This window comes from Mucilaginibacter sp. P2_A4 (assembly GCF_056405015.1).
Genome location: NZ_JBFUCX010000013.1, coordinates 95,391 through 119,746 on the forward strand (window position 1 = coordinate 95,391; position 24,356 = coordinate 119,746).

Annotated in this window: 16 protein-coding genes and 1 tRNA gene; 9 read left to right on the forward strand and 8 right to left on the reverse strand. The window is 39.9% G+C overall.

Annotation, left to right across the window (positions count from 1 at the left end):
* Positions 1-725: 725 nt before the first annotated feature.
* The 8 genes from AC1DYB_RS22230 (at position 726) to AC1DYB_RS22265 (ending at position 15,588) form a co-directional block, all read left to right on the forward strand.
* The gene (locus tag AC1DYB_RS22230; protein WP_477438107.1) at positions 726-3,917 is read left to right on the forward strand and encodes a SusC/RagA family TonB-linked outer membrane protein; all 3,192 of its coding nucleotides are present in this window, start codon (positions 726-728) and stop codon (positions 3,915-3,917) included.
* Between the two features lie 31 nt (positions 3,918-3,948).
* Positions 3,949-5,538 (forward strand): RagB/SusD family nutrient uptake outer membrane protein, encoded by a 1,590-nt coding sequence (locus tag AC1DYB_RS22235; protein WP_477438109.1) that lies wholly within the window; start codon positions 3,949-3,951, stop codon positions 5,536-5,538.
* A 24-nt stretch (positions 5,539-5,562) separates the two neighbouring features.
* On the forward strand, positions 5,563-7,065 hold the full coding sequence (locus AC1DYB_RS22240; RefSeq protein ID WP_477438111.1) for a glycan-binding surface protein: 1,503 nt from the start codon (positions 5,563-5,565) through the stop codon (positions 7,063-7,065).
* A gap of 76 nt (positions 7,066-7,141) precedes the next feature.
* A complete protein-coding gene (locus tag AC1DYB_RS22245; protein WP_477438113.1) occupies positions 7,142-8,644 on the forward strand; it encodes a cellulase family glycosylhydrolase in 1,503 nt (500 codons plus the stop codon).
* A 385-nt stretch (positions 8,645-9,029) separates the two neighbouring features.
* Complete coding sequence (locus AC1DYB_RS22250) at positions 9,030-11,186, forward strand: glycoside hydrolase family 3 C-terminal domain-containing protein (protein WP_477438115.1); 2,157 nt, start codon at positions 9,030-9,032, stop codon at positions 11,184-11,186.
* 14 nt (positions 11,187-11,200) lie between these two features.
* Complete coding sequence (locus AC1DYB_RS22255) at positions 11,201-11,530, forward strand: hypothetical protein (protein WP_477438255.1); 330 nt, start codon at positions 11,201-11,203, stop codon at positions 11,528-11,530.
* A gap of 79 nt (positions 11,531-11,609) precedes the next feature.
* A complete protein-coding gene (locus AC1DYB_RS22260) occupies positions 11,610-13,697 on the forward strand; it encodes a beta-galactosidase (protein WP_477438117.1) in 2,088 nt (695 codons plus the stop codon).
* 256 nt (positions 13,698-13,953) lie between these two features.
* Positions 13,954-15,588, forward strand: a complete 1,635-nt coding sequence (locus AC1DYB_RS22265; protein ID WP_477438119.1) for an ABC-F family ATP-binding cassette domain-containing protein — start codon at positions 13,954-13,956, stop codon at positions 15,586-15,588.
* A 625-nt stretch (positions 15,589-16,213) separates the two neighbouring features.
* Here the strand turns inward: AC1DYB_RS22265 and AC1DYB_RS22270 are convergent.
* From AC1DYB_RS22270 to pyrE, 7 genes are all read right to left on the reverse strand, one after another.
* The gene (locus AC1DYB_RS22270) at positions 16,214-16,954 is read right to left on the reverse strand and encodes a hypothetical protein (RefSeq protein ID WP_477438121.1); all 741 of its coding nucleotides are present in this window, start codon (positions 16,952-16,954) and stop codon (positions 16,214-16,216) included.
* A gap of 3 nt (positions 16,955-16,957) precedes the next feature.
* Entirely contained in the window at positions 16,958-18,157 is a 1,200-nt protein-coding gene (locus AC1DYB_RS22275; RefSeq protein ID WP_477438123.1) for a hypothetical protein, read from the reverse strand.
* A gap of 11 nt (positions 18,158-18,168) precedes the next feature.
* Complete coding sequence (locus AC1DYB_RS22280) at positions 18,169-19,086, reverse strand: hypothetical protein (RefSeq protein WP_477438125.1); 918 nt, start codon at positions 19,084-19,086, stop codon at positions 18,169-18,171.
* A 749-nt stretch (positions 19,087-19,835) separates the two neighbouring features.
* A tRNA-Lys gene (locus AC1DYB_RS22285) sits at positions 19,836-19,908 on the reverse strand.
* 126 nt (positions 19,909-20,034) lie between these two features.
* Positions 20,035-21,663, reverse strand: a complete 1,629-nt coding sequence (locus tag AC1DYB_RS22290; protein ID WP_477438127.1) for an ABC-F family ATP-binding cassette domain-containing protein — start codon at positions 21,661-21,663, stop codon at positions 20,035-20,037.
* A gap of 377 nt (positions 21,664-22,040) precedes the next feature.
* The gene (locus tag AC1DYB_RS22295) at positions 22,041-22,436 is read right to left on the reverse strand and encodes an SRPBCC family protein (protein ID WP_477438129.1); all 396 of its coding nucleotides are present in this window, start codon (positions 22,434-22,436) and stop codon (positions 22,041-22,043) included.
* Between the two features lie 136 nt (positions 22,437-22,572).
* Complete coding sequence (gene pyrE, locus AC1DYB_RS22300; RefSeq protein ID WP_477394902.1) at positions 22,573-23,232, reverse strand: orotate phosphoribosyltransferase; 660 nt, start codon at positions 23,230-23,232, stop codon at positions 22,573-22,575.
* Here pyrE and AC1DYB_RS22305 point away from each other — a divergent pair.
* Complete coding sequence (locus AC1DYB_RS22305; RefSeq protein WP_477438131.1) at positions 23,231-23,869, forward strand: NUDIX domain-containing protein; 639 nt, start codon at positions 23,231-23,233, stop codon at positions 23,867-23,869. The genes pyrE and AC1DYB_RS22305 overlap by 2 nt on opposite strands.
* Here the strand turns inward: AC1DYB_RS22305 and coaD are convergent.
* Positions 23,838-24,299, reverse strand: coding sequence for a pantetheine-phosphate adenylyltransferase (gene coaD, locus AC1DYB_RS22310; protein ID WP_477394906.1), 462 nt, complete (start codon positions 24,297-24,299; stop codon positions 23,838-23,840). The genes AC1DYB_RS22305 and coaD overlap by 32 nt on opposite strands.
* Between the last annotated feature and the right edge of the window lie 57 nt (positions 24,300-24,356).

A 24,356-nucleotide genomic window follows, 5' to 3' on the forward strand; every position in this document is an offset into this window, starting at 1 on the left:
TTGTTAACCAATTTAGTTATTGTAGGTCTTTTTATACGCTATAATGTTTGCTTTTTTTATTTAAATTATTGTTAATCAGGTAATTGTGACAGCTTAACATTTGTGCCCCTATTTGTAAACAATCGATTGCGTCGAGCCCTTTAATTTTATCCTCCATATAGCGGTGTAAGCTCGATGTACTGCCGCATACCTGTTGATCAACAATGGTGCAGGTATAGTAACCAATTTTATAGTAACCTAATTTTAAATTAAGCATTATGCCAAAACGCGTACTTAAATAGGCGCTTGTGTTATTTGCCTGCCAGGCAGTGGACAAAACCTATTCAGCTGCCATGTTTAATACCGCCTAAATGAGAAGGTAAGCATGAGTTGCCTGCTACGGTAGCAAGCGATATCTCACTAGACGCTCTTTATGCCATTGTCGATAATGCCATTAGCCGTTGTGTGTAGTTATGAGATTAAAAACGATGCGAGGAAAGTGATACCTGAAAGTTAATCAGCAACCAAATTAACAAACCAATTGGCTGTATCTGAATTTTTTTACTGATTGTCCGGGTATTTATTCACGTAAGTAACTGAACAGTAAATAGTTTAAAAGTTGTTTCCAGGCATTTGGGTATCTCAAAAGATATGATAACAAACCAATTATGAATAAAAGAAAAACCAATTAATAGTTAACCAAGCAACAATGAACCAATTATCAAACATTAAAATCCTATTATCAGATGGATAAAAATTTACAAAAGAGGGTGAAATGCCAAATTTTATTAATCATCACGGTCATATTCCTTTATTTTTCGGCCCATGCACAAACCGTAAATATTACTGGCAAAATAACAAGTTCCGATGATGGTCAGCCGATACCAGGAGCAAGTATTAAAATTAAAGGGACCGGTCTCGGAACCATATCCAGCATTGATGGTAGTTATACCATAGCGGCTGAGCCAGGCAAAGTGCTCGTTTTTAATTTTTTGGGTTATGCGCAACAGGAAGTAGCTGTTAAACAAGCTGGCGTAATAAACGTCAGGCTAAATTCAACCTCCAGCAACTTAAATGAAGTGGTGGTTATAGGTTATGCCAAAATACAAAGAAAAGATGCTACCGGGGCCATCAGTTCAATATCTGGAACCGATCTGCGCCAAACGCAACCAACTACTTTTGACCAGGCCCTGCAGGGCAAAGTTGCAGGGGTTGTGGTTCAACAAGTGTCGGGCCAGCCAGGTGGCGGGGTATCTATTCAAATACGTGGCGTGTCGTCAATAAGCGGCTCTAATTCGCCACTGTACGTTGTAGATGGTATTATTATCCCTCCGGTTTCCGACCCCGGTAATGGTTCAAATCCATTAAATGCTATCAATCCTGCCGAAATTGAATCAATAGATGTATTGAAAGATGCTTCGGCAACAGCCATATACGGTTCGCAGGCAACCAATGGCGTAGTTGTTATCACTACAAAAAGGGGCAAAGCCGGACCACCGCGGATAAGTTATGATTTCTATACCGGTTACCAGGAAATACCCAAGCGGCTCCCTACAGTAAATTTGCCACAGCTTGCTACTTTTATTAATGCCCGGGCCGTTGCCTGGGGCTTTGATGCCAGGCCCGAATTTGCCAATCCTCAATATTTAGGCCCTGGTACCGACTGGCAAAAAGAATTATTCCGGAAGGCACCGGAGATGAGTCACACACTTACTGTAAGCGGGGGGGATGCCAGAACCCAATATTTACTATCAACCTCGTATTTTGACCAGGAAGGGATAGCCCTTGGATCTGACTTTAAAAGATACTCCCTAAGGCTGAATTTAGATAACAAAACCACAGATTGGCTAAAAATAGGAACCAGCCTTCAATTGGCGCATATTAATGAAAATGTAAATTCAACCGCCAGTAATGTAATCAGCACCGCGCTAAGCCTTACCCCGGATGTTCCGGTAACTAACGCTGACGGCTCCTGGGGTGGTGTTACCGACCCCAACGGTTGGGTACAACCTGTTGCCAACCCGGTGGCATTGGCGCAAATTGTCAAAGACCTAAAAAGGAGGAATCAAATATTCGGCAATGTGTATGCCGAAGTACAATTTACTAAAGATCTGTCGCTGCGAAATGAATTATCTGGTAACTTCGATTTTAATACGGAAGATAAGTTTTCACCAACTTATAGTTTTGGTAAAGGCACTCCCAGCCCTAACTACGGTTCCTCTGCCGCCGGCCAAAATTTTTATATTGTAATACGCAATTTTTTAACTTATAACCATAATTTCAATAAATTTCATATTAATGCTTTAGCAGGGCATGAATCGCAGGAGAGCACTTTTCAAAATCTTAGCGGCGCGCGAAAGAATTTTCCTTCAAACAATGTGCAGGCCATTAATGCGGGGGATGCTATTACTGCCACAAACTCCGGCGATAATTCAAATTCAAACCCCACTGGCGGCTCTGCGCAGGAATCTTATTTCGGCCGTGTCAATTTTTCATGGGATGATAAATACCTGCTCACCGGCAATGTACGGAACGATGGTTCCTCAAATTTTCCGTCCAATAATCGTTGGGTTACTACCTATTCAGGTGGATTTGCCTGGAAAATTAGTAACGAGGCATTTTTGAAAGATGTGAAAAGTATAAATGAATTGAAGCTGAGACTCGGTTATGGCCTTACCAACAATCAAGGGATACCGGGCAATACCTTTGTAACCCAACTTACATCGGTGGCAAATGGCTTATCAGGTACAGCGCAGTTTCAAAACAATTTGGCAAATCCGTCTGTAAAGTGGGAAAAAACAGATTATTACAGTGCTGGGATTGACGGATCATTTTGGAATGGGCGGTTAGGTTTTTCATTAGACGTTTACGACCGCGAAACACACGGCCTTTTGTTACAGGTGCCGCTTCCAGGATACACTGGTACTGTTGCGGGTTATGGGCCGGGATCCATGCAGGCGCCTTATGCCAATGTCGGCTCGCTGAGCAACAAAGGGTTTGATTTCCAAATCAATTCTACCAATATTATTTCTAAAAATTTCAGTTGGAAAACTGCTTTTACCATATCGCGAAACAATAATAAAGTGACCTACTTAGGTGCAGGGGGAAGTGACGCTAACTTAAGCAAGAAATCTTATGTAATTAACGATATAATTGAAAAAACGACTGTGGGCCAGCCCATTGGCGAATTTTATGGCTATGTATTCGATGGGGTTTTTGCAACTCCAAAAGATTTTCAAAACCATGCCCGGCCTGCTGACCCAAGCGGTAACCCTTATCCGATTTCTCCATCGGGCGGAGGTATTTGGTACGGCGACCGCATGTTCAAGGATTTGAATGGCGACGGTATTATCGACTCAAAAGATCAAACCTTTTTGGGCTCCCCGATCCCCAAATTCCAGTATGGTATCAATAATACATTTAACTACAAAAATTTTGATCTGAATATTTTCTTCAGTGGCAGCTATGGCAACAAAGTGTTCAATCAAATGGCTATACCGCAAACCGATCCGCAAAATCATACTACCTATTTTACATCGGTATTAAATTATGCAAAATTGGCAATGGTAGATCCTAACGGCTCTTCATCCGATGTTAACAATGTATATGTTACCAACCCGAATACAACAGTTGTAGGCGTGAGAAATGACAATACCAACAGTAATAATCGCCCTAATAGTTTGATGATCGAGGATGGCTCATTCCTGCGGTGCAAAAATATCACTTTAGGTTACCGGTTGCCAGAAAGTCTTTTATCAAAAATATCTGTGCATTCTGTTAGGATATATGCCAATGTATCCAATGCCTTTATAATTACAAAGTATAAAGGCATGGATCCTGAAATTGGTTCGTGGGACCCGCTTCAGGCAGGTTGGGACAGCGGTTATTATCCGCAGCCAAGAGTATTTACTATTGGTGCAAACATAACCTTGAAATAATAAAACGATCACCGATTAAAAATATATGTTTATGAAATTAATTAACAAAATTATCATCATCCTGCTATGTGCGGCAGCAGTGGCAGGATGTAAAAAGAGCTTTTTGGACCGTCCGTCCAACTCGCAGATAAGTTCTAATAATTTTTACAAAACCACGTCCGATTTACGCCTGGCTACGGCAAGCCTTTACGGCGGTTCGCTGTGGTGGCAATGGAGCAATGGCGCCTTGATACCACTTGGCGACGTATTGAGCGGCACCGGCAGCTTTCAGTACAACGGCGATATAGTACAGCTTTTTACACGTACTATTACTGCGCAAAATGGTCTCGTGACAACTGGTTGGGTTGGGTTGTACAATGTTATAGCGCAATGTAATAGCGTTATCAATGCCATACAGCAACAGGCGTCTCCGTCCATTTCGGCAGCAGACAGAAATGCCGCCTTAGGTGAGGCAAAATTTATTCGTGCAGTAGCTTATTATCATTTGGCGGTGTACTGGGGTGCGGTGCCAATTATTGAAGATAACAGCAAACTGATAAAAGATCCGCTGCTTAATCGCAACATTGCTTCGGATGTCTATAAATTCGCTGCTAAAGACCTGACTTACGCAGCGCAACACCTCCCCAAAACAGATGAAAAAGGCCGGGTAACTACCTGGTCGGCACAGGGAATGCTGGGCAAGGTATATTTGACGATGGCGGGTTTAGGCAAAAGTGGCAGCCGCGACCAGGCTTTATTGGACAGTGCCAAAAAGTATGCGGGCAATGTGTGTAAAAATAGCGGGTTAAATTTGCTTCCCAGTTATTATGATCTTTTCAAGGCGCAAAACAACGATAACGTTGAATCATTATTTTCCCTTCAATGGGCCGCAGGTGTAGGTTATGGAAACGGCAACAATCTGCAAACTTATTTTTCGCCAACGGCCGCTGTCCTTCCTCAACAACAAGGTGGATGGGAGGGCTTACAACCAACCTATGATTTATACCGGATGTATTCTGCTAAGGATACGGTAAGGCGCAAAGCCACTATTATGCTCAACGGCGATTTTTATCCAGAATTGAATGCTGCCGGCGGTGGTTATAAGGCGACAGGTACGGGCCTGAAAAAACACATTATTGGCAACGAAAAAGATAACAATTCGCCAACAATGGATACATGGTCATCCATCGAACACAATGCAATTCTTAGATTGGCCGATGTGTATTTGGTATATGCCGAAGCTATTTTGGGCAATAATACTACTACGAGCGATGGTGATGCCTTAACTTATTTTAATAAAGTGCGGGCAAGGGCCGGCGTGGATATTGTGACTGTGATAACCCCTGCTATACTGCGTACTGAAAGAAGGGTTGAGCTTGCTTTTGAAGGACAATATTGGATTGACCTTGTTAGGTATTCTTATTATGATCCGGCTAATGCTGTGAAGTTTCTTAATGATCAGGATGCCACTCATGGCCGGATTTCGTTTACTTATGACCCTGCAACGAAAACAGCAAAAAGGGACACCACTGCACTGCCATCTACGCTTCCGGCAATTATCAGTTCATTTACGTTGCCAATTCCGTCATCAGAGTTGACCAGTGATCCTAAATTGACACAGCCACCGGTACCATATTATTAATTAAAACATTTAAAACATATTGTTATGAAAAAGAAATCATACCTACGCTTGTGTTTTTTGCCGCTTCTCTTCATGGTAGTGGCCTTATTACCAGCTTGTAAAAAGAATACTGATGGCGGCGGAGGTGCCCCTCCTGTTATCGCGGCTATTAAGAGTTATGTAGCTTCGCCTAATGATACGGTTTTGCATAGCGCAGTGGCAAAAGGCCAGTGGGTGGTAATAACCGGGCAGAATTTGCAAAATGCAACTCAAATTTATTTTGACGGTGTTCCTGCTCCTTTTAACAGTGCTTTATTTGCTCCCAACAGTGCGGTGGTACAAATACCTGCCATACAGTTTTCAACAATTGATACTACCAAACTGTATACGGTAAAGTATGCTACAACGGCAGGCACAACAACGTTCTCTTTTAAATTAGGACCGCCGGCGCCTACTCTTTCGGCTATATCTAATGTGTTTGCCGCCCCGGGCGATTCGGTTTATCTGTATGGTACAAATTTAGTGTTAGTTCAACAGTTTATATATGGGGGAACCAAAATTCCATCATTTAACTCAAGCGCTGATGGAACCTCTTTGGGTTTCCGCATGCCGGCAACAACACCCAACAGCCAAATAGTAGTAACCACCAAGTCTGGTACCGTTCGGGATACAATAAATGCCAAACCAACCATTACCGGGGTTTCCTACGAAAATGCCAACCCAGGCGATTCGGTTTATATTTACGGTACCTATTTAAAGAATATTCAATCGCTAACTTTTGCGGGTACTGCAATTACCACTTTTACAACGTCAAAAGATTTAAAGTCTATCGGTTTTGTTGCGCCTCAGCTATCGCAAAGCGGGCCGGTATCTGTTACTACAAAGTTTGGCACAGGTACTACCGTATACAATGTGCACGATGGATCGACAGGTCTGATAGCCAATATGGAGTGGAGTGGCCCTTTTGGCTTTACATGGAATGGGTCAAACCTGTATAACGGTACCTACGTTCAAGGCGATTGGGAGTCATATGATGCTTCTTTTTCCGGGATCACAACAAATAAATCACAACATGTTGCGAAAAAAACAGATATTCTCAAACCCGGGGAGGGATCGGCTTCCTGGCCGCCCACTTATGAAATACCATTTGACGAAGAACAGTGGATACCAACAGCCAGCCTTGGTGATGCTCCAGGTAATTGGGCCTTTAAATTTGACGTAAGTGTTCCTAAAGCCTGGAATGGCGGTACAATTAATTTTGTAACCGGAATAGGCGGCTATATAGCCAGATGGGAACCATGGCAAAAAACTGGAACATCGTTCACTACAAAAGGCTGGATTACTGTAACAATCCCACTGTCATCGTTCCGCGCAAATGATGCTACACTTGGCGATGGTATGGGAGATTCCGTATCCGACCTTATGAAATTGGTGGGCCCGAAAGGAAAAACCAGCTTCATATTGTATATCCATAACTATAGCGGTTCGGGCACGTCAACAGGATTTTATGCAGCCTTTGACAATTTTAGGGTCGTAAAAATTAAATAAACAGGTTAAAGCTTCATAGCGGCATACTGTTATGGAGCTTTAATTAAAAGATAACATTTTCAATAAAAAAATAAATATGAAAATAACAAGAATAAAGAGGGCCTATAAAATTGCGGGAATATTGTTTGCAGTTTTAGTTGTGGTTTCTTGTAAAAAATCGGGAACCGGGCCTGCACAGCTTACGCTTTCAAATTTAACAGATACTATCCCGGAAGCTGGTGGAACCGTGGCCTTAAAATTTACCACTAATGCCGCGTGGAGTGTTGATACTGCCGGATTAGGATGGCTTCATTTAAGCCAAACGTCAGGTAACAGCGGCGATGTTGCCATTAATTTAACAGCAGCAGCAAATTCATCGGGCATGAGCCGCTCCGTACTTTTAAATTTGAGTTCAACTAATGGGCAAAGAAGGCGAATTTCCATATTACAAAATGCCAAAATTTATCCATCATATAATATATCGGCCAAAGCCCCCGATGCAACCGGGATGGGCAGTACTGCCACACAGCTGGCGGCAAATATTAAAATGGGATATAATATTTTTAACACCATGGAAGTTCCGAGTGGAGAAACCGGATGGGGAAACCCGGCAGTTAGCCAGCAGCTGATCGATTTGGTAAAATCATCTGGTATGAATGCCGTAAGGATACCCATTCAGTATGATTTGTCGCACATAATCGATAAAAAAACTGCCAAAATTGACCCAGTATGGCTTGCCCGGGTAAAAGAAGTGGTTCAATATTGCATTAAGGATAATGTGTATGTGATGGTTGACATTCACTGGGACGGTGGCTGGCTTGATTGTACAGCAACTGGTGCTAAACAGGATACTATTAACGCTAAGCAAAAAGCTTATTGGGAGCAAATAGCCACAACGTTGCGGGATTTTGACGAACATTTAATGTTTGCCAGCGCCAATGAACCTAATGCTACAGATGTACCAACATCTAATGTGTTAATGCGTTATCATCAAACGTTTATTAACGCGGTGCGCAGTACCGGCGGTAAAAACAGTTATCGTACGCTGATTCTCCAATCACCTAATACTTCAATCGATTTGGCTAACCAGTACTTGAAGGCGAGTAACGTGTTTAAAGCGGTGCAATTACCGGTAGACCCAACGCCTAATAAAATGATACTTGAGTTTCATTATTATACCCCGTCAAATTTTTGCATATTATCTGCCGACGCCAGCTGGGGAAAAGAATCGTTTTTCTGGGGAACCAGCCTTCATACAAAAAATCCGCTGTTCCTGGACCGAAACTCTTCGGCCTCGACAGAAGAGCATTATGTAGATTCTATATTTCACACCGCCAAAGTAAACTTTGTAGATAAGGGGATGCCAGTGATCATGGGCGAATATGGTACGGAATATCACGCTGATAAATTAAAAGGGTATTCGGCGGATTCACTGTTGTCGGTAAATTCCCAAATGCATTTCTATCGTTATGTAACACAGCAAGCCAAAGCAAATGGTGTGCTGCCATTTTTATGGGCAAGCGACGTATTTAACCGCCAAACTAACACCATAGGAAACCAGCGTACATTGGATTCGCTGAAAAAAGGAGCGGGCCTTTAGAAAGTACGACAGGCGACGCACAACAATTAAAATGACTATTGGCGATATCAGTTAAATAAAAGAGAGTGTTAGTTGATTATAAGTGGATGTCCGGGGCTTTACTGAGAGGTCCCGGCATTTTTTTACAAAAAAAACTTTGCTACAGAAAGCCGCTACTATTATACGTTTACCGGCGAAACAGACAACGGAGATTTTTTAGGGAAGGTGTACGTCAATAGTAACTGGCCTGACGGCGCAGCCGGAGAGCTATCAAACGGAGGACTTCCTGATATTGAATATGCAAAGCAATTTTCGGCAATGGCGAAAAATAGCATAAACATCAGCTCACCGGCATATTCTGATCAATACATTTTAATCGACAATGAAAAATAAAATAAAGTTACTTATGAAATATACAATTACCTGTGTTATAATGCTTTTTCTATTTAGTGGGGTTTCGGCACAAAACAAAAGGGAGGCGGCACTAAAAGCAAAGATCAACAGCATCATAAAAAAAATGACGCTGGAAGAAAAAATAGGGATGCTTCATGGCAACGCGTTATTTTCTTCGGCAGGCGTAGCCCGTTTAGGCATCCCGGAGTTAACGTGCGACGATGGCCCATTGGGAATACGCGAAGAAATAAAGCGTTTTGATTGGGCGTCGGCTAACTGGACGACGGACTCCGCTACATTTTTACCAAACGGTTCGGCAATAGCAGCCACCTGGAACCCCCTAATGGCAAACAAATATGGTGTAGTTATAGGTGAAGAAGCAAATGCCCGAAAAAAAGACGTGATGCTTGCACCCGCATTTAATATTTGCAGAATGCCGCTTTGCGGTCGCACCTATGAATATTATTCAGAAGATCCGTATTTAAACAGTCAATTGGCTATTCAATCTGTAAAAGGGATTCAAAGTCAGCACGTAGCAGCGTGTATAAAACATTTTGCAGCCAACAATCAAGAACTTGACCGTGATAGTGTAAACACATTAGTTGACGAAAGGACCTTACGCGAAATTTATTTCCCGGCATTTAAAGCCGCAATACAGCAAGGCAATGCTTACACCATTATGTCGGCCTATAATAAGGTGAATGGTTATTGGTGTTCCGAAAATGATTTTTTATTGAATAAAGTGTTAAAAAACGAATGGGGGTTTAAAGGGGCGGTCATGTCAGACTGGGCCGGTACTCATCATACCATTGCGGCAGCCAACAACGGGCTTGACATTGAAATGGGATCAAGCGGACCGTATGAGCAATGGTATTTTGCCCAACCATTACTTAATGCTGTTAAGGCCGGCCGGGTATCAGTAAAAACCATTGATGATAAAGTGTACAGGGTTTTGTGGGTGATGTACCATACCTCCCTGAGTGTCAATCATCCTAAAGGATCTATTGCTACACTGGCGCATACCAAAGCCGCGTATGATATTGCCTCAGAATCTATCGTGTTGCTAAAAAATGACAGCCATTTATTGCCTTTAAAAGCGGGCACCATTAAAAGTATTGCTGTTATAGGCGATAATGCCGTGCGCACTTTTGCTTTGGGAGGGTATGGTGCAGGTGTAAAGGCTAAGAACGAGGTTACAGCATTAGATGGTATAAAATCCAGGTTTGGCAAAACCGCACGTATCAATTTTGCCCAGGGATACAGAGCGAACTACCTGGCAAGTAAAACTGACGACCAAAATCGTGGCTATGATCAACCCGACCAAAACCTGATTGATGAGGCGGTGGCAATTGCAAAAGCCAGCGATGTTGCTATTTTATGTATTGGTTCAAATCGTGAATATGAAAGTGAAGGTCATGATCGTAAAAACCTGGCGCTGCCTTTTGGGGAGCAGGCATTGGTTAACGCGGTTAGCGCCGTTAACCCTAATACCATTATTGTGATTATGGCCGGCGCCCCATATGATCTTAATGAAATTAAAAAATCGAACCACAGCGTTGTTTGGTCGTGGTTTAACGGTTCAGAAGCCGGTAATGCACTTGCCGATGTATTAAAAGGCGTTATAAACCCTTCGGGCAAATTGCCGTTTACTTTCCCTGTGTCGTTAAAAGACTCCCCCGCTGCCTACTTAAATACTTATCCGGGTAAAGACCAGACGGCCGAATATAAAGAAGGCATATTGGTTGGATACCGCTGGTACGACACCAAGAAAATTCAACCGCAATTTCCCTTTGGTTATGGGCTTTCATATACTGATTTTTCCATCAGCCATTTTTCGACTGATAAATTAAGCTATGGAAAAAGTGAAACCATCCGTGCAAAATTCACTATCAGAAATACAGGAAGCCGTTACGGAGCCGAAGTTGTGCAGTTATATGTGAGCGATCCGGTTTGTTCGGTATTGCGTCCTGAAAAAGAGCTTAAAGGGTTTAATAAAATCTTTTTGAAGCCCGGCGAAACAAAAACGGTAGAAATGAAGGTGAAAGTTGCCGATCTGGCATTTTATGACGAATCAAAAAAAGCATGGAATGCAGAAGCCGGTGAATACATCCTTCGGTTAGGTAATTCATCCCGTAGCATTACTCAAAAAGTAAAAATTTCAGTTAAGTAACAGTGCGATGAAAGATTAAACTAACTGCCGATCGTAAAGAAATATTGGCCAATCGGCAGGACTTATCATATATAACGATTGAGATAACGGATAACGACGGAACAATTCAACCGAACGCGGCAAATCGCTTGCATTTTAAAATTGATGGGCCGGGTATAATTGCCGGAATAGATAATGCCGATATTAAAGACTATGACCAATATGTAGGCAACTCACGTAAAGCCTGGCACGGACGGGCGATGGTTGTTATTAGAAGCACTCATAGCGCAGGTGATATTAAATTTACGGTTACTTCCCCGGACCTACCTGAAGCAACCTTAGACATCAAAACACTTAGATATTGATACTTTAGGTTATATGGTGCTTATAAACTTTTAAGTGCTTTTTAAAATAATTTGAAATAATAAAAAAACTATTGATAAGGTGAAAAAATCTATACCACTAACCATATTAACAATACTTATTTCAGTATTGAATGTAAAATCGCAGGAGGTCAATCGTTTTTTTTCTGAAAAGGACCTGGTAACTACGGGGATCTATTATTACCCAGAACACTGGAACGAAACCCAGTGGGAAAGGGATATAAAAAAGATATCCGCGATGGGTTTTGAGTTTGTTCACCTGGCTGAATTTGCCTGGTTTAAAATGGAGCCCGAGGAAGGCCGGTTTGATTTTACCTGGCTTGATAGGGTGGTGGGCCTTTGCTCAAAGTATCACCTTAAAGTATTGCTATGTACGCCTTCCGCAACCACCCCAACGTGGATGCGGCTAAATTACCCGGAAACGTTTGTTATGGATGGCCACTATATCCGTGCGGAGAATGGTACACGGGGATTAGAGTCGATGGTAAATTCGAAATATCGAGGCTACGTGCAAAGGATAGTAACGGAAATGGCAAAACGATACGGGCAGAACAGCAATGTGATGGGGTGGCAAATAGATAATGAACCGGGCGCTGTTCCGGATTATAGCCCATCATCGCAGGAGGCATTCCGAACCTGGCTGAAAAATAAATATAAAAACATTGACGCGTTAAATACCGCCTGGGGGGCGGCCTTCTGGAGCCAGTGGTTTAATAATTTTGACCGGGTGATTATACCGAACACCAACCTGGTAGGCTGGTGGGGTAACAATCCCCATGCCTTGCTGGATTTTAAAAGATATTCCGCAGATGCCCAGGCCGAATTCCTTGATTTTCAGGCGGGCATTTTACGCAATTCCATTTCAAAGGTGCAATTTGTTACCACCAACTATACTGCCGTTTGTACAGGTTCAGACCCTAACCGTACCAGGAAACTGGATTTTGCAGCATACACGGCTTATCCAAACGGAGGTAGTGATAACATTGGTGAATCGGGCTTCCGTTTAGGCAACAGCGATGTTGTTCTTTTTGCTTCAGAATATTATAAATCCGTAGGCGGTGTGTCCGGAGTCTTGGAGATTCAGCCCGGCCCCGTTAATTGGGGAAGCTACAATCCCCTGCTTTTACCTGGTACAGTTAGGTTGTGGCTATACCATAGTTTCGCGGCCGGAGGAAAGATCGCCTGTTCCTACCGTTTTCGTCAGATCTTATATGGTGCAGAACAATACCATGCCGGGGTGATACAAACGGATGGCGTAACACCTTCGCAGGGCGGTAAAGACTATATGCAGTTTATGAACGAAATAACAGATCTGCGGAGGCAATTTAAGCCAGGCATGAAGACGCCCGCAAAGCTGGCCGCACGGTCGACAGCGCTTCTGTGGAATGTGGAGAATTACTGGAGCATTGACAGACAAAAACAGACAGGACAATGGAATACATGGGATTATTCCCTGAAATTTCTAAAAACTGCAAAGGCATTGGGTGCCCCTGTTGATGTAATTCAGGAAACGGCAGATTTGTCGAAGTATAAGGTAGTAATAGTTCCAGCCTATGAAATGGCTGATTCTGCATTGGTAAAAAAATGGACTAATTATGTAGCAAAAGGAGGCAACCTGGTTATTACCTGCCGTACCGCTACTAAAGATCGCAGGGGGCATTTTTGGGAAGGGGAGACCGCCGTGCCAATTTCAAACCTGATTGGTTCCCATATAAGCCAGACGGATATGCTTTCATCATACGGGAAAGGCGATATACTGATGAATTCGAATCATTATTCATGGCATAGTTGGGCAGATTTGCTGGCACCCGATCAAAGCACTGAGGTACTCGCTACTTATGATAATCAGTTTTATAAAGGCAAAGCGGCTGTTGTAAAGCACCGGATAGGCAAAGGCTGCGTAACCTATATTGGCGTAGATACCGATGATTCTAAATTAGAAAAGGATTTGTTGAGGCAGATTTATAAAGACGCAGGCGCTACAACGGAGGAATATCCTCCCGGTGTATTTGTTTATTGGCGCGATGGCTTTTATACGGCATTAAATTATTCATCTGAAAATTACACCGTCAGTCTGCCGGATACTGCAAAAGTTTTAATTGGAGAGAAGACATTGAAACCCGCAGGGGTATTGGTTTGGAGCGAGTGATTAAAGATATTAAAAGTGGATCCTTTTAGTATCGAAAAGTGGGATACTCCGAGAAGACTTTAATAAAGAAAAAGGAAGTTTAATATATCGTTTAAGGTATGTGGTGAAAATCAGTTGGTTCTGTTTGCTAACGAAACGTATGGCCAGTAGTTATGAAAATTGAAAAAGAAACGCCTGGTCCTCTATCTCATTATTTCAATTACTAAAATTATGGGCCTTTCGTTTATCTTTGCATATAATTCAATACTCCCATACTGTGATTAATGTAAATAACATTTCCGTTTCATTTGGCGGAACCACCTTGTTTAGTGATGTTACCTTCCCGATAAATGAGAATGACAAGATAGCCCTTATGGGTAAAAATGGTGCAGGAAAATCCACCATCCTCAAAATCATTGCTGATGTAGCCAAACCTACTACGGGTAGCGTAACCGGTCCTAAAGACGCAGTAATAGCCTATCTGCCGCAGCATTTACTTACCCAGGATAAGGTTACCGTTTTTGAAGAAACCATGAAAGCATTTGAAGAGGCGAACCAAATGCAAAAGGAGCTTGATGAGGCTAATGAGCAGCTTAACATTCGTACTGATTACGAAAGCGATGACTACATGAAGCTGATTGAGCGCGTATCAGAACTGAGCGAAAAAGTTTATACGATAGAGGGAACCAATTACGATGCTGAGGTAGAGAAAGTACTCAAAGGCCTTGGATTTGAGCGCAAGGACTTTGGTCGGCAAACTTCCGAGTTTTCGGGCGGATGGCGCATGCGTATCGAGCTGGCCAAAATTTTATTAAAAAAGCCCGATCTCATTTTATTGGATGAGCCTACCAATCACATGGATATCGAAAGTATACAGTGGCTGGAAGACTTCCTGATCAATTCGGCAAAGGCTGTAATGGTAATCTCGCACRATCGGGCCTTTGTAGATAACATTACCAATCGCACCATCGAGGTGACCATGGGTAGGATATACGATTACAAAGCTAAATACAGTCATTATTTGCAGTTGCGTGCCGACCGCCGTGTGCATCAATTGAAAGCTTACGAGGAGCAACAGCGTTTTATTGCAGATAACCAGGAATTTATAGACCGCTTTAGAGGTACCTATTCCAAAACCCTGCAGGTGCAATCGCGCGTAAAAATGCTCGAAAAGCTTGAAGTAATTGAGATAGATGAAGTGGATACGTCGGCATTACGATTGAAATTCCCACCTTCACCACGTTCCGGTCAATATCCGGTAATGGTAGAAGACCTGACCAAAACCTACGGCGATCACGTTGTATTCAAAAATGCATCGATGGTAATTGAGCGGGGAGAAAAGGTAGCTTTCGTAGGTAAAAATGGTGAAGGTAAATCGACCATGATCAAAGCCATCATGAACGAGATCGATTTTGAAGGAAGCTTAAAAGTTGGTCACAATTCCAAGATCGGGTACTTTGCCCAGAACCAGGCCGCATTACTGGATAGGAACTTCACCGTATTTGAAACGATTGACCAGATTCCGTTAAGCGATAGCACGTTAAAGATCAAAGATCTGTTGGGCGCGTTTATGTTCAGCGGTGATGACACCACCAAAAAAGTCAAGGTTCTTTCCGGAGGAGAGAAAACCCGTTTGGCCATGATCAAGTTGCTGTTAGAGCCCGTGAATTTGTTGATACTGGATGAGCCCACCAACCATTTGGACATGAAGACCAAAGACATTATTAAAGATGCGCTTAAAGATTTTGACGGGACTCTGATCCTGGTATCTCACGATCGGGATTTCTTAGACGGGTTGGTAAAAAAAGTATTTGAGTTTGGTAATAAGCGGGTACGCGAGCATTTTGAAGATATCAAAGGGTTTTTGGCCTACAAAAAAATGGATAGCTTAAAACAGATCGAACAAAGTTAAAAAAGGTGTTTGGTGGATATAGCAGACATTAGCTTGCTTGTGTTTACTCATATTTTTTCTTTTACGCCTCGCGCTCAGTCTTTTATGGTTGATTCGGAATGTGGTGCTCAGGTTCATCAGAATCTTCAAGCAAATAAATGAACCCACTCAAACTTGTATTATGTTCCGAGTGGGTTCCCTGTATTATTCAAAAGCGATTATTATTTCTTGTGAAACATATGTGAAACAATCCTTAAAAAATGGCCGTATTTCGATAAAAAAGCACTTCTTTGAAACATAAAAACCGCCTCTATGATATAACAGAAGCGGTTTTTGATTAGCGTGGTAACCCATCCACCCCGATTAGATTAATGGTGAATAAAAACTTTATAAGATATACTTTGCTTGAATTTTTTACTCATAATGTATAGAAATTAACCGCGAAACATACGCGAAACATTCCTTTAAAAATGGCAGTATTTGGCTAAAAAAAGCACTTCTTTGAAACACAAAAACCGCCTCTATGATATAACAGAGGCGGTTTTTGATTAGTGTGGTGACCGATAAGGTACGTATGTCGAACTCATTTATTGAAGATTGTAAGAAAATAGTGGCACTGAAATTTCAAATTAAGCCTGAATGAAGATTATTTCCAATTAGGGTAATCTATAATGTGTATTAATTCCTCAAGCACGATTCGCAAATCGTCTTTTAGTTTATCTATATCTGGTTTTCTTGCTATATATCTTCTGTTATGAGCACTCAAATCACCCATTTTCTTTAGATTGGGCATACTATTTTTGGCGTTCCTGCCAATGTTCCATGTGGTTTCTAATTTAAAAACATCTATCAAGTCACTCAAATAAAAGAAATTACCAGCGCTATTTTTAATTTTCGATTCTATTTTAAATCGTTCAAAAGCCTCGATAATTAATATTTCTAATAATTTTCGTGTCATCACAGAACAAGCATCATAAAGCCCGGTATCATAACATCCGGCAGCCTGATCGGCAATAGTTTTTAAGTATCCTCTTGTATTGTTAAATATTTCAAGAGGAAAATAATTGTTTGTCGGATTTATAATACGTGGAGCATTCATCAATGTGTCAATCTCTGCTTTTTTAGTTCTCTCTAAACTATACAAGCCTTTTTGAACAATGAATTTTGGAGATTTGCCTTTCGCTTTTTTTGTATTCGTTATAAGATATTGAGATATATTACTATACTTCGGAATTTTAAGTTCATCAAAACAAGTATCAATATCTTTGCTTTTTGCGCCTTCGTTCTTATTAATAACTGTGTGAAAGTAAACGAAATAATCAATTTTGTTGCTTGCTGAAATATTATCAAAATCTTTCACTTGTGAAGCAAAATGCTCTAAACTCATAACTTAATCTTTTTTATCCCAAAATTTTATTTTATTTCTTCCTTTTACAGTAACTGTAATGTTTGAAGCGTCTTCTGTTTCTAACCAACCAGTTCTATTTTTGGTAGTAGCTATACTTTGTGGCATATTTTCAGGAATTCTTAAATTCAGTTCATCATAACAAGTATAAACATGCTCAATAGATATCTTATCAACCTTAAGTATTTCCAGTAAATAATAAACAAACAGTAAATTCTTTTCGCTATCATTTTTCACAGAAAAAGATTTGTAAAAAACTTCTAAACTATCTTTTCCTGGAGGGTGAAAATCTATATCTGTAAGTCGTTTAATAGATTTATTACCTTTTGACGAAGTTTTTCTTTCTTTCTTATCTTTCCCCTCGTTAGTTTGATCTTCTTGATTCTTTGTTGGTTTTGTAGTTTTTCTATTTACTTTTGAACTTGAACCGCTTGTTCTTGAAATTATTTCTTTGGCCTTTTCAATTCCTTTGTCAAGCATAGAATACCCGGTTTGCAAAGGGTTAATGTAACTAGGCACTACCGCCCTTTTTATATTGGTGGATAATCCGTTCCGAGTAGTTTCTTTGTTAAATCGATTAGACTCAATGTATTGATTTACTAAATCTTCACGAGTAAATATCTTTTCACCGTAATTTGAAGCATAGAAAGCATAAACTACTATCCACTCAGTTTCAGAATTTGGCAAATTTTTCATTGCAATTGCTTTCAACGTAGGATATTCAGTTGATGAAACAGGGATGATATTTGAATCTGCTTTAGTTTTTTCATCCCTTATTATCTCTGCATCCTGAATCAGTTCGTCATTAACTGCCTTAATTTGAGACTTACCTGGAATTTTGCCTAAGGAATCGCTGGTCGTTGTTGAAGCACCGTTTAATTTATTAATTAAAACGCTAGCAAAATCCTTGCTAACGTTATCGCTATATGTCCCATCAATGGTTCTTTCTGTGGATGTTTCTGTTATAATCTCATGATAGCGAAAAGTATTGTGCGTGTTTTTACCATTAGTTGATGTTTGTTCATCTTTTGGGGTTCCACAAAAAATACAACCAATGCTATCTTTTTCCAAGAATGCTTCACATGATTTGCATTTGAATTGCGTTAAACAACCGCTGCAAAAAAAACCGACAGATGGTAATGGCTTATTACAGCTTGCGCATACCTCAATTTGATTTGTTTCCATGACTTTAATAATTAAACTCGTGGGTAGTCATGTTCCACATGATTTTCTCCAGCAACAGTTATTTTTAAATTGTTTATATCTTTAGATTCGATCCATCCTTTTAAATTTTTTGTATCAACCAAACTTTGGTATAAATTTCCAGGAACTTTTTCTCCAACATTTTTGTAGCAAGTATATACGTGGTTAATACCTATATCTGATATTTTTAAAACCCTTTCCATATAATAGATAAAAAGTAGATTCTTATCTAAGAAAGTTTTAGCTATAAATTCGCTAAAAAAAGACTTTAAGCTTTTTTGAGCCTGAGGATTCAAGTTTAAAGAAGCTACTAAACTAAAAGATGTATTTTTTGCATTACTTTTTACTTTCATTTTTTTTCCTCGCTTTTGTAATTGCTTATATTCCTGTTCAATAGGAGAAACAGATTCGGTATTTATACTCGACTCATTTAATATTCCAGTAGCTTGATCGATTCCCTTTTGCAATAAAATGTATTCTATTTCATTAAGTACGCGAATGAATCCATTATTAAGCACCTTGCTAAAATTCACAGAGAAATTTTTCATCCTACTTTCATTCTTTCTTTTTGAATCTTCATACAGCTTTTTTATATCTGATTCAGCAAAGGGTTCTTTGCCATATTTGGAGGCATAATAACAGTATACCAATATCCACTCGGCTTCAGTTTTAGGAAGATCCTTCATCACAACTTCCTTTAATAGCGGAATGTTAGCCGGGGTAATCTGAATAATCTGTGATTCGGTTGATTGAAGAGAAGAGGCTGGAATTTCTGTTAGATTTACTTTGCCTATAAGGGTATTCATTACAAAATCTTTAAAAACAGATAACTCGCTCTTCACAGTATCTTCATTGCCTTCCAATTCAAATTCTAAACCGTTTAGTTTAAATCTAACTTTTAACTTTTCCATATTTGTTTCACTCACATTTGAAATTCAGTCAGTATCAAAAATTAAGATAAAGATTACTAAGTACAAATATGGCGTTTATATAGATATGAAAAGAAGCGTAGCAAAAAAAGTTATCAACATAATAGTATTGATTAACAGTTAATTGAAAATTATAGAATAATGATTCTTTAAATATGAAAACAATCATAGTTGAATTTCACTTAAGTTCATTATCTATACATTAAGAATGAACCTTAAAAAATCATTATAATATGTATTTTAAAGGTTTTTGTATTTAAGATTAGCTTTTTTGCCAAATATTTGCAAGATTAATTGATAGAATATACTCGTCTACTGTAAATTTACTACTCATTTAGAAAAGAATAAAATTAAATGTGTAAAATAAATCGGTTACCCCAGAAAAAGCAATCGAAATATTAGCAAGCCACAAAATAAGAGTAACACACGAACAGGCAGAGCAAATATTAGACTTTATGAGCAAGCTTGCTCGGATCGCTATCGATGTATATGTCAAAGATGATATCGAACACTACAAGGAATGATTAATGTTGAATTATTCATTGATTTTAAACTAATTATAAGCTTTCCAATTCAGGATATCGTATATAATTACAGCTTTGTCTCGTTGGGGTAACCCAACGAGGTTCGAACTCAAAAAGTGGCTCTATTGCGCAGAAATACAATATCTGAAAATAGCCTAAAAACAAAAACCGCCTCTAATTGCATTAGAAGCGGTTTTTGAAATTCTGTGACCCGGGAGGGGTTCGAACCCTCGACCCACTGATTAAGAGTCAGTTGCTCTACCGGCTGAGCTACCGAGTCATTTTTTTGACGGGATGCAAATATGCTGATTTATTTTTGATTTTTGGTTTGGGGATTATAGATTTTAGGTAGATTTTTTTGAATTAATCCCTTTGTCTTTAAGCCTTAGCCTGTTACAGCAGTATTTTATACTGCTGCATACAAATCCTCACGCTGTTTTAGTACCACAGCGCTGTTAATATATTCATCATAGGTCATCAGTTTATCAATATAGCCACCAGGGGTTAGTTCAACTATGCGGGTAGCAACGGTTTCCACCAGTTCATGATCCCGTGAGGTAAACAAAATGGTCCCCCTAAAGTCTTTCATGCCATTATTAAGCGCTGTGATCGATTCAAGATCAAGGTGGTTGGTAGGCTCATCGAACATTAACAAGTTGGCTTGTTGCAGCATCATACGGCTAAACATGCAGCGCATTTTTTCGCCTCCTGATAATACATTGCTTTTTTTCAATACTTCTTCGCCAGAGAATAACATTCTGCCTAAAAATCCGCGAATAAATTGGTCATCCTTTTCGCCGGGAGAGTATTCACGCAGCCAGTCGATAAGGTTATCATCTTTGCCTTTAAAGTATTCTGCATTATCAATAGGGATATCTGCCGGGTTGATGGTAACACCCCATTTAAAGGTGCCCTTGTAATCGGTATCTCTGCCGGTTAAAATGTTATATAAGGCAGTTGTGGCTAAACTATTTTGCGACAAGATGGCAATTTTATCGCCTTTGTTCACAGTAAAATTGATGTTGGCGAATAAAATTTCGCCATTAAGCGATTTGCTTAAATTTTCAACCTGCAGGATTTGGTCACCTGCTTCACGGCCAAGGTTGTTAAATATAATTCCTGGATATTTACGGTTCGACGGTTGTATCTCGTCAATATTGATCTTATCCAGGGCCTTTTTACGGCTGGTTGCCTGCTTGGATTTAGAAGCATTTGCGCTAAACCGACGGATGAACTCCTGTAGTTCCTTAACACGCTCTTCTGTCTTTTTATTTTGATCAGATCTTTGTTTTAGGGCTAATTGGCTTGATTCGTACCAGAATGTATAGTTACCGGTGTAGATGGTCATCTTGGCAAAGTCAATATCCACAACGTGAGTACAAACAGTATCCAAAAAGTGCCTATCGTGCGATACTACTAATACAATAGCCTCATATGAGGCTAAAAAGTCTTCCAGCCAGCTTACTGTTTGGATATCCAGATCATTGGTAGGCTCATCAAGCAGTAAAATATCAGGTTTGCCAAAAAGAGCCTGTGCTAATAACACACGTACTTTTTGAGTATTATCCAAATCTTTTACAAGGTTGTAATGAAATTCTTCTTTAATGCCCAGGTTGCTCAATAGGGTAGCTGCATTACTTTCGGCATTCCAGCCATCCATTTCGGCAAAAAGATTTTCCAGTTCACCTGCACGCTCACCATCGGCATCCGTAAAATCTTCCTTTAGGTAAATGGCATCCTTTTCTTTCATGATGGCATACATTTCCTTATGCCCCATCATCACGGTTTCTATTACCGAAAATTCATCAAAGGCATAGTGGTTTTGACTTAACACCGCCATACGTTCGCCGGGTGTAAAACTCACCGAACCACTGGTTGGGTCAATATCGCCCGAAAGAATTTTTAAAAATGTTGATTTTCCTGCACCGTTGGCACCTATAATGCCATAGCAGTTACCTTGCGAAAACTTTAAATTAACGTCTTCAAATAATGTACGCTTACCGTAACGTAGAGATAGATTGGATACCGTGATCATGCTGCACCTGTAATTTGCCGCAAAATTACGGTAAATACTTCGTTTTATGGTAAACTAAGCAGATATTATGTTTTTGAGGGTGTTGGGGAAAAATATCGTATTTATTTCCCACAAATATTTTGGTAATTGTGGATGCAATTGCTCAAAATATTTGCTAAGAGTAGACTAAATGCCTGTTTTATACGTTGTAAGGATAAATTTTACAAAATACAAATGAATGGAACAACCTTTGACTTACAATAATAAATAAATTAAATATCAACGGGTCATGGGAGCATTAATCGTAAGCTTAGTTATCATCAATATTGTGATAGCTTTCAATAATATACAAAAACGCAAGGTATATTAAATATATACCTTACGGCCTGCAAATGCACTTAAATTAATATATTATTTAAGGTTAGTGTTTCATGGTCGGCCAATTTTTGTAGAGGCCCCGAGGCGAGCATCTTTAACATCATGTTAAGGTCTGCATTAATTGTAAAAAGAACATCGGTATGGTTGTTATTGGAAGATAATGACCATTTTAATTTCAGATCAAACGGAGGCTTTGCAGCCGGAACAATCACAATTTCCTCATTAGCTACGCGGCTTTCTATTTTTAGTGATAGTTTGGCCATATTTGGTATGCTAAAACTGGCTTCATCAGCAGTAGATACCCATTCCTGTATATTATCAGGCATTAGTTTCTGGTGATTGTTAAAGTCGGCCAGGTAGCTATATACCTCAATTATGGGTTTGTTTATGCTGATAGAACTGGTGAATGTGGTCATTTATTAATTTTGAGATTTGAGAAATGCTGAAAGTTAAATCGGTCAAAGTTCAAATAGCCCAATAATTACCTGCATTAAGCTTTATGCAAGAATTACAGGGCATTACCGGCGATATTATAATATTTAGGATTAATTTTTAGCTCGAAGCAATTTGTCCCCAGGTAGCAGGAGCTTCACGCCATTGTTTTAAAACGGCAACGTCCTTTTCTGCAATAAATTGGTTTTCTTCGGCGTATTTTATCAAGGCATTATAGTTTGATAAGGTAACAAACGGACAACCGGCATTCTTGAAATTTTCTGTTGCCACATCAAAACCATAGCTGAATATGGCTGCGAGGCCGGCAACTTCAAATCCTGCGGTTTTTAAAGCGTCAACAGCCTGTAAGCTGCTTTTTCCGGTTGATATCAAATCTTCAATTACAACAACCCTTTTACCGGTAGTAGTAGTAATATCTCCTTCAATTAAACTGCCTGTGCCATGTTCTTTTGCTTTGGCACGTACATATATAAATGGAAGCCCCAATTCCTGTGCTACTAAAGCGCCTTGTGGTATGCCCGCGGTTGCTACGCCAGCTATACAGCCAACACTGCCAAATTTTTCCTGAATAATAACAGTTAATTGTTGCCTGATATAGGTACGGATTGACGGATGAGAGAGCGTGACGCGGTTATCACAATAGATTGGCGATTTCCATCCCGAAGCCCATGTAAAAGGATTATTAGGTTGTAATTTAATTGCTTTAATTTGCAACAGGAATTCGGCAACCTGCTGTTCTATCTCATTTTTATTAAACATGGCTCAAAAATACAGAATTTATATTAACGAAAAGGTTATCCTGCTAACAGAATCAGAACCTCATAAAGTTGAAGATTATGAAAAGCTTGAAGCAGAGACTTTTGATCTTAAAATAATTTATACCTGGATATTGGCTAACCCCAAAAAACTGTTTTATATAAAGTGCAATAACGCCAAAGAATTTTTAAAATCAGTTAAAAAAAGCATAACACTTATTGAAGCTGCCGGCGGACTTGTAAAGAACACTGCAGGGCATTATTTATTTATATATCGTAATAATAAATGGGACCTGCCAAAAGGTAAAATTGAAAAAGACGAAAAGGTAAAAGAGGCCGCCGTGCGCGAGGTAGAGGAGGAGTGTGGTATAAAAGTAAGCAAGCTAAAAGATAAGATATGCAAAACTTACCATGTTTATATTAACCGGGGGGATGTTGTGCTCAAAAAAACCCACTGGTTTAACATGGATTGCAAGGACAGGAACAAGTTAAAACCCCAAAAAGAAGAAGGCATTACCGATGCCCGCTGGTTTGAAAAGCATCATATTGAACCCATAATTGACAATACGTTTCCATCTATTTTGGATGTATTGCATAAAGAAAAACTGGCTATAAATAAGCTAATGCCTCAGAAGGAATAAATTGGGCAACATCGCCGTGATGACGCATAATTTCACGTACTATAGTTGAGCTGATGGATGAATATCCTGGCTTACTTACTATAAAAATACTTTCAATATCGGGTACCAGGGCATGATTCATTTGGGCAATGGCTTTTTCGTACTCAAAATCGGATACGGTACGAATTCCCCTGATCATGTACGTGGCTCCAATGCTTTTACAAAAGTTAACTGTAAGGCCTTCGTAAGCTATGATATGAATGCGGTCATCGTGCTTAAAAACGGCTCTCAGCATCTGTTCGCGGGTTTCAATACTCAATAAGCCTTGTTTGCTGCTGTTTGCCCCAATGCCGATGTAAACTTTATCAAACAGATTAACAGAGCGTTTCACAATATCAACATGGGCCTTGGTAACCGGATCAAATGAGCCTGGAAAAAGAGCGATTTTCATAGTAGGGTAATGTTAATGCTTCTGCCAAAAGTAGCAATGATTTTTAAAGTTTAATGC

What these genes read in the sequence shown, in the direction of transcription:
- pyrE (WP_477394902.1), bottom strand. Translation starts at nt 23,232, where the DNA reads ATGTTTAATAAAAATGAGATAGAACAGCAGGTTGCCGAATTCCTGTTG.
- AC1DYB_RS22250 (WP_477438115.1), top strand. Translation starts at nt 9,030, where the DNA reads ATGAAATATACAATTACCTGTGTTATAATGCTTTTTCTATTTAGTGGG.
- AC1DYB_RS22245 (WP_477438113.1), top strand. Translation starts at nt 7,142, where the DNA reads ATGAAAATAACAAGAATAAAGAGGGCCTATAAAATTGCGGGAATATTG.
- coaD (WP_477394906.1), bottom strand. Translation starts at nt 24,299, where the DNA reads ATGAAAATCGCTCTTTTTCCAGGCTCATTTGATCCGGTTACCAAGGCC.
- AC1DYB_RS22235 (WP_477438109.1), top strand. Translation starts at nt 3,949, where the DNA reads ATGAAATTAATTAACAAAATTATCATCATCCTGCTATGTGCGGCAGCA.
- AC1DYB_RS22230 (WP_477438107.1), top strand. Translation starts at nt 726, where the DNA reads ATGGATAAAAATTTACAAAAGAGGGTGAAATGCCAAATTTTATTAATC.
- AC1DYB_RS22280 (WP_477438125.1), bottom strand. Translation starts at nt 19,086, where the DNA reads ATGGAAAAGTTAAAAGTTAGATTTAAACTAAACGGTTTAGAATTTGAA.
- AC1DYB_RS22240 (WP_477438111.1), top strand. Translation starts at nt 5,563, where the DNA reads ATGAAAAAGAAATCATACCTACGCTTGTGTTTTTTGCCGCTTCTCTTC.
- AC1DYB_RS22295 (WP_477438129.1), bottom strand. Translation starts at nt 22,436, where the DNA reads ATGACCACATTCACCAGTTCTATCAGCATAAACAAACCCATAATTGAG.
- AC1DYB_RS22290 (WP_477438127.1), bottom strand. Translation starts at nt 21,663, where the DNA reads ATGATCACGGTATCCAATCTATCTCTACGTTACGGTAAGCGTACATTA.
- AC1DYB_RS22275 (WP_477438123.1), bottom strand. Translation starts at nt 18,157, where the DNA reads ATGGAAACAAATCAAATTGAGGTATGCGCAAGCTGTAATAAGCCATTA.
- AC1DYB_RS22270 (WP_477438121.1), bottom strand. Translation starts at nt 16,954, where the DNA reads ATGAGTTTAGAGCATTTTGCTTCACAAGTGAAAGATTTTGATAATATT.
- AC1DYB_RS22305 (WP_477438131.1), top strand. Translation starts at nt 23,231, where the DNA reads ATGGCTCAAAAATACAGAATTTATATTAACGAAAAGGTTATCCTGCTA.